Here is a 6000-nt window from a genome sequence, read left to right on the forward strand (position 1 = left end):
ACGGCAAAGAAGCGGGGTGAAAACCGTGTACGCCCCCTCCGCCAATGTCGCAGAGCGCAGGCTCGCGCCGCCGTCGTTGGCCATATCGACGGTGATCTTCGCCCTCCGCCCGAGCGAAAGCTCCGGCCGCCCCACGCTGTGGCTGCCACTGGTGCGCCGCATCCGCGAACCGTTCAAGGACATGTGGGCGTTACCCGGCGGCCCGCTGCAGCACGACGAATCCCTCCAGGATGCCGCTTCCCGGAACCTGCGCGAGACCACGGGGCTGGCTCCCCACTACCTCGAGCAGCTCTACGCTTTCGGCGGCCTCCACCGTTCGCCCGCCCAGCGGGTCGTGTCGATTGTGTACTGGGCCTTGGTGCAGCCCACGGAAGCCGCCCTGGCCGACGAATCCGAGAATGTCCGCTGGTTTCGCGCGGACCGGCTCGCTGCATTGGCCTTCGACCACAACGCAATCGTGGACTACGCCTTGTGGCGGCTGCGCAACAAGATGGCATATGGGTCCATCGCCTATCACTTGCTGGGTGAATTCTTCACCTTGGCACAGGTCCGCGAAGTCTACGAGGCTGTCCTGGATCGCCAGCTGGATCCGGCGAACTTCCGCCGGCAAATCAAGGGAACACCGGAAATCGAGGAAACCGGTGAATACCTCCAGGGCGGGAAACATCGCCCGCCCCGCCTCTACCGCTTCACCGGCACGCCCGGACTCGGGCCAGACAACAGGAGTACACCATGAGCAGCGTCAACACAGCTATCCAGCTGATCACGCGGGAAGAAGCCGAAAGCGGCCGTTCCGCGGCCGGCTCGACGTGCAGCCCCGCTCTGGCGGAAGGTCCGTGGGAGTACGACCTCGCCGAAGCCCTCGCAGGCATTCCGGCCTATGGCCCGGGCGCTTCCAGTTCCGACGACGCTCCGAAGGCAACGCCCCGCCAAGGCCAGTTGCCGGAAGAGTACAAGGTGGCCAGCGACGCCGAGCTGGACGCCCGGATCCGCGCCGCCAAGGAGACCCTGGGGGACCGGGCAGTCATCCTCGGCCACTTCTACCAGCGCGATGAAGTTGTCCAGTACGCGGACTTCGTGGGCGACTCCTTCCAGCTCGCCAACGCCGCCCTGACCAAGCCCGACGCCGAGGCCATCATCTTCTGCGGCGTGCACTTCATGGCAGAGACTGCCGACATCCTGTCCAGCGAGGACCAGGCCGTGATTCTGCCGAACCTGGCCGCCGGCTGCTCCATGGCGGACATGGCGGACGAAGACTCGGTGGAGGAATGCTGGGAGCAGCTCGAGGAGCTCTTCGGTACCTCCCCCGATTCCGAAGGCCGTGCCCCGGTCATCCCGGTAACCTACATGAATTCATCGGCCGCATTGAAGGCCTTCTGCGGACGCAACGGCGGCATCGTCTGCACGTCCTCGAATGCCAAGACGGTGCTCGAATGGGCCTTCGAACGTGGCCAGAGGGTCCTCTTCTTCCCGGATCAGCACCTGGGCCGCAACACGGCCAAGGCCCTCGGCGTGCCGCTGGAGCAGATGCCGATGTGGAACCCGCGCAAGGAACTCGGCGGAAACGACGATCAGACCCTGCTGGATTCCCGCGTCATCCTCTGGCACGGTTTCTGCTCCGTCCACAAGCGCTTCAACGTCGGCCAGATCGAGAAGGCCCGTGCCGAATTCCCGGGCGTGAACGTCATTGTGCACCCCGAGTGCCCCATGGAAGTTGTCGACGCCGCGGACGGCGCGGGCTCTACCGACTTCATCAAGAAGGCCATCGCCGCCGCAACCGAGCCCACCACCTTCGCGATCGGCACCGAGATCAACATGGTGAACCGCCTGGCCGCGGAGAACCCGCAACACACCATCTTCTGCCTCGACCCGGTGATCTGCCCTTGCTCCACGATGTACCGCATCCACCCCGGCTACCTCGCGTGGGTGCTCGAGGAACTGGTGGAAGGCCGCGTCGTCAACCGCATCACCGTGGACGACTCGGTCAAGGACAACGCCAAGATCGCCCTCGAACGCATGCTCGCAGCACGGCCGCTCTAGGCCACCCCCGGTACCAACCAGTCGAATCGAGCCTCTCATGACTGCAGAACGCATTCCCGGCGCTCCGGCGCGGCGACTCGTCGTCGTCGGAAGCGGCATCGCCGGTCTTTACTCCGCGCTGCTGGCCGCCGAGGCCGGTGCGGAGGTCGTCCTGCTGAGCAAGGGCGCGCTCGCGGACAGCAATACCTTCTTCGCCCAAGGCGGGATTTCGGCAGTGTTGGAGGAGCCAGCCCCCGGCGACACCGTCGCAACGCACATCGCAGATACCCTCAAGGCCGGCGCGGGCCACTGCAACGAGGAGGCCGTGCGGGTGCTGTGCACTGAAGCGCGCCTCGACATCAGAGGGCTGGAGCGTTTCGGTGTCCGTTTCGACGCGGACGACGACGGCGATCCCGCCTTGGGGCTCGAAGCCGCCCACTCCGCGCCGAGGATCCTGCACACCGGCGGAGACGCCACCGGTGCCGGGGTCGCGAACGCGCTCATCCTCGCCGTCCTTGACGCGCAGGACACCGGGACAATCCAGGTGCTCGGACATGCCCAGGCCACGTCCCTGATCCAGTCCGAGGGGCGGGTAACGGGCGTTGAATTCCTGCGCCACGGCCGCGTTGAGAGCGTCCTCGGCGATGCCGTGCTGCTGGCAACCGGTGGCGCGGGGCAGCTGTTTGCACAAACCACCAACCCCTCCGTGGCAACGGCTGACGGACTCGCGCTCGCCTGGAGGGCAGGCGCCGAGCTCGCAGACCTGGAGTTCTTCCAGTTCCACCCCACGAGCATGGTCCCCTCCGCTGCGGGAGGACCAGCCCACCTCGGCGCCGATCCGCTTCTCATCTCCGAAGCCGTCCGCGGTGAAGGCGCCATCCTGGTGGACGCGCAGGGCGAGCGGTTCATGCCGCGCTATCACCCCGACGCCGAACTGGCACCGCGCGACGTCGTCTCCCGCAGCATCGCCCTCCACCTGGCCTCGCTTGGCGATCCGAACGGGCACGTCTTCCTAGACGCCCGTGGGGTGGAAGCGAGCAAAGGGGTGGGTTTCCTTGAGAAGCGCTTCCCCACCCTCAGCGCCCGGACCCGTGAAGCCGGGATCGACTGGACCCTCGAGCCGGTTCCTGTTGCCCCTGCCGCCCACTACTGGATGGGGGGCGTAGTCACCGACCTGTTCGGCCGCACGTCCGTTCCTGGTTTGCTCGCTGCGGGCGAAGTAGCGTGCACCGGAGTCCAAGGCGCGAACCGCTTGGCGAGTAACTCCTTGCTCGAAGGGCTCGTGTTCGGGCGGCGGGCTGTCGAGGCTTTCCTTGCAGACCCCGACGCCGGGTCGCCTTTGGCGTCGCCTGACGGCATCCCTCTGCGTGCTCCCCACGATCTCCCTAACCTCGCAAGCTCGGCCAGGGAACCCGGATCGCGTGGGCCCACGGCCGCGGGCGGCCTCGCTTTTACGCACGCTGCCGGGACACCGTCAGACGAAGGTCGCCTCACCGCGTGGCAACCCGAGCTTGTCCCTGAGCCCTTCTCCAGGGCCGCGCTTCGGCGGCTCATGACGGCCAAGGCGGGGGTGCTGCGGACCGGGGGGTTGCTCCGGGAGGCTGCTGAGGCACTCGAGGCATGGGCCGACGTCGTGCTTCCTGAGAATGTGCCGGACTCGGTGGATTCCGTGGTTCATGAGGATGCCAATTTGCTCCTTGCCGCGCAGTTGTTGGTGCGGGCTGCGGGGGCGCGGCGGGGGTCGCTCGGGGCGCACTATCGGAGTGACGCAGTCGAAACCCGGCGCGAAGAAATTGTCCAGAGATACACGATCCGCCGGAAAGCGAGCCTCGTCCATGACTAGCCTGACCCTCCCCGCAGCACCCGTCCGGGACATTCTGGAGCGGGCTTTCGCGGAGGACGCGCCGAGTGGCGACATCACCTCGCAGTTGCTCATTCCCGCCGAGGCCCGCGCCACCGCGGTGCTCAACGCCCGGGTTCCGGGGGTCTTCAGCGGAGGAACGGTGTTCCGTGATGCCATGCTGCTCGTCGACCCGGACACCGAAGTGGAGCTCTTGCTCGCGGACGGTGAAGCGTTCGACGCCGGCACCCATCTCGCGCGGGTCAGCGGTCGCGCCCGCTCGGTGCTGCTCGCCGAACGCGTCGGGCTCAACCTGGCCCAGCGCATGAGCGCCATCGCGACGAAGACCGCGGAATTCGTCGCATTGGTCGACGGCACCAAGGCGCGCATCACGGACACGCGGAAGACAACCCCCGGACTGCGGGTGTTGGAACGCTACGCCGTGCGGTGCGGCGGGGGAGCCAACCACCGCTATAGCCTGTCCGACGCCGTCCTGGCCAAGGACAACCACCTGGCCGTGATGACCGGTGGCGATTCCGCCAAGCTCACCGCATTGCTCAAGGCCGCGAAAGCCCAGCTGGGCCACACTACGCACTTCGAAGTGGAAGTGGACAGCGCCGAGCAGATCGAACCCGTGCTGGCGGCCGGCGTCGACACGATCATGCTGGACAACTTCTCCCTGGAGGAGCTCCGCGCCGGCGTGAAGCAGGTGGCTGGCCGCGCCGTCGTCGAGGCGAGCGGCAATGTCAACGTCAACACCGTGGCGGACATCGCCGCAGCCGGAGTCGATGTCATTTCCATCGGCGGACTCACGCACAGCGTCAACGCGCTGGACCTCGGCCTGGACGTGACGCTCGACGTGACACCGGACCTGTCCCCGGCGCTCGGCTGACGCCATGATCTTCCTCGACGCCGCGGCGACCACACCCGTCCGCAGGGAAGTCCTCGAAGCGATGTGGCCGTATCTGACGGGGGAGTTCGGCAATCCCTCGAGTCATCACAGCCTCGGCGAAGCAGCCGCGAACGCGTTGTCCGGGGCCCGCGCGACGGTCGCGAAGGTCCTGGGTTGCCGGCCGGGGGAGATCACCTTCACCTCCGGTGGCACCGAGGCAGACAACCTGGCGGTGAAAGGAATCGCGCTCGCGAGGCGTGCGGCGGATCCTGCCCTGAATCGCATCGTCACCAGCGCCATCGAGCACCCCGCCGTCGAGGAATCCGCGCTCTACCTGCAACGCGTCCACGGCTTCGAAGTGGACGTGGTCCCCGTGGACCGGCACGGCGTGGTGACGGCCGAGGCGCTCCGGGCCGCCCTGACCCCGGAGACGGCACTCGTCAGCATCATGTATGCGAACAACGAGATCGGGACGGTGCAGCCCGTGGCCCAACTCGCGGAGGTGGCCGCCGAACATGGCGTGCCGTTCCACACGGACGCTGTCCAGGCCGCAGGCTGGCTACCCCTGGCCGTCAAGGAACTCGGAGTAGACGCCCTCAGTATCTCGGGCCACAAGCTCGGCGCGCCGAAGGGCAGCGGCGTGCTTTATGCCAAGGGAAGGCTGCGCCTGGAACCGCTGGTCCATGGCGGCGGCCAGGAACGGGGCAGGCGCTCCGGGACCGAAAACGTCGCGGGTGCCGTTGCCCTGGCCACGGCACTGACGCTCTCCCATGCCGGGCAGTCAGCGCTGGCAGGGCGTGTCTCGGAGTTGCGTGATGCCTTCATCCACGCTGTCCTTGAGGCTGTGCCGGATGCCGTGCTGACCGGCCACCCCTCGCAACGCTTGCCGTCCGTCGCGTCCTTCTGTTTCCCAGGCACGAGCGGGGAGTCGGTCCTGCTGGAACTTGAGCGGCTTGGCGTGGTCTGTTCGAGCGGCTCGGCCTGCGCTGCCGGATCCGATGCTCCGTCGCCGGTCCTGCTGGCTTTGGGAATCGAGTCGGAGGTGGCCCACACTGCTGTGCGCTTCAGCTTCGACTCCACGGTGACGTCAGTGGAACTGGAACAAGCCGCGGAAGCCGTGGCTGCCGCCGTCGGGAGCGTCCAGCGGCTCGGTCGCCGCTGACCGTCCCCACCCCAACTAATACAAAAGTAGGGGTGGATCAGGCTGCGGTGACCGGAGTGATCGTGACGTCGTAGCCGAGGCTGTTGA

Annotated in this window: 5 protein-coding genes; all 5 read left to right on the forward strand. The window is 67.1% G+C overall.

Annotation, left to right across the window (positions count from 1 at the left end):
- The first annotated feature begins 25 nt into the window (after positions 1–25).
- Genes BMF89_RS18605 through BMF89_RS18625 form a run of 5 tightly spaced genes read left to right on the forward strand, consistent with a single transcriptional unit; the run spans position 26 to position 5913 of the window.
- Positions 26–736 carry an NUDIX domain-containing protein gene (locus BMF89_RS18605; protein ID WP_078108561.1) on the forward strand — a complete coding sequence of 237 codons (711 nt, stop codon included), beginning with the start codon at positions 26–28 and terminating at the stop codon, positions 734–736.
- A complete protein-coding gene (gene nadA / locus BMF89_RS18610) occupies positions 733–2040 on the forward strand; it encodes a quinolinate synthase NadA (RefSeq protein ID WP_078108524.1) in 1308 nt (435 codons plus the stop codon). The genes BMF89_RS18605 and nadA overlap by 4 nt, the downstream gene beginning before the upstream one ends.
- A gap of 37 nt (positions 2041–2077) precedes the next feature.
- Positions 2078–3862 carry an L-aspartate oxidase gene (gene nadB / locus BMF89_RS18615; RefSeq protein WP_078108525.1) on the forward strand — a complete coding sequence of 595 codons (1785 nt, stop codon included), beginning with the start codon at positions 2078–2080 and terminating at the stop codon, positions 3860–3862.
- Positions 3855–4751: a carboxylating nicotinate-nucleotide diphosphorylase gene (gene nadC, locus BMF89_RS18620; protein WP_078108526.1), complete on the forward strand. Its 897-nt coding sequence runs from the start codon at positions 3855–3857 to the stop codon at positions 4749–4751. Before nadB ends, nadC begins: the two co-directional genes overlap by 8 nt.
- Positions 4752–4755: 4 nt before the next feature.
- Complete coding sequence (locus tag BMF89_RS18625) at positions 4756–5913, forward strand: cysteine desulfurase family protein (protein ID WP_078108527.1); 1158 nt, start codon at positions 4756–4758, stop codon at positions 5911–5913.
- Positions 5914–6000 lie beyond the last annotated feature (87 nt).

Source organism: Arthrobacter sp. SRS-W-1-2016, from assembly GCF_002009585.1.
GTDB lineage: Bacteria > Actinomycetota > Actinomycetes > Actinomycetales > Micrococcaceae > Arthrobacter > Arthrobacter bambusae_A.

What these genes read in the sequence shown, in the direction of transcription:
- nadC (WP_078108526.1), top strand. Translation starts at nt 3,855, where the DNA reads ATGACTAGCCTGACCCTCCCCGCAGCACCCGTCCGGGACATTCTGGAG.
- nadA (WP_078108524.1), top strand. Translation starts at nt 733, where the DNA reads ATGAGCAGCGTCAACACAGCTATCCAGCTGATCACGCGGGAAGAAGCC.
- nadB (WP_078108525.1), top strand. Translation starts at nt 2,078, where the DNA reads ATGACTGCAGAACGCATTCCCGGCGCTCCGGCGCGGCGACTCGTCGTC.
- BMF89_RS18625 (WP_078108527.1), top strand. Translation starts at nt 4,756, where the DNA reads ATGATCTTCCTCGACGCCGCGGCGACCACACCCGTCCGCAGGGAAGTC.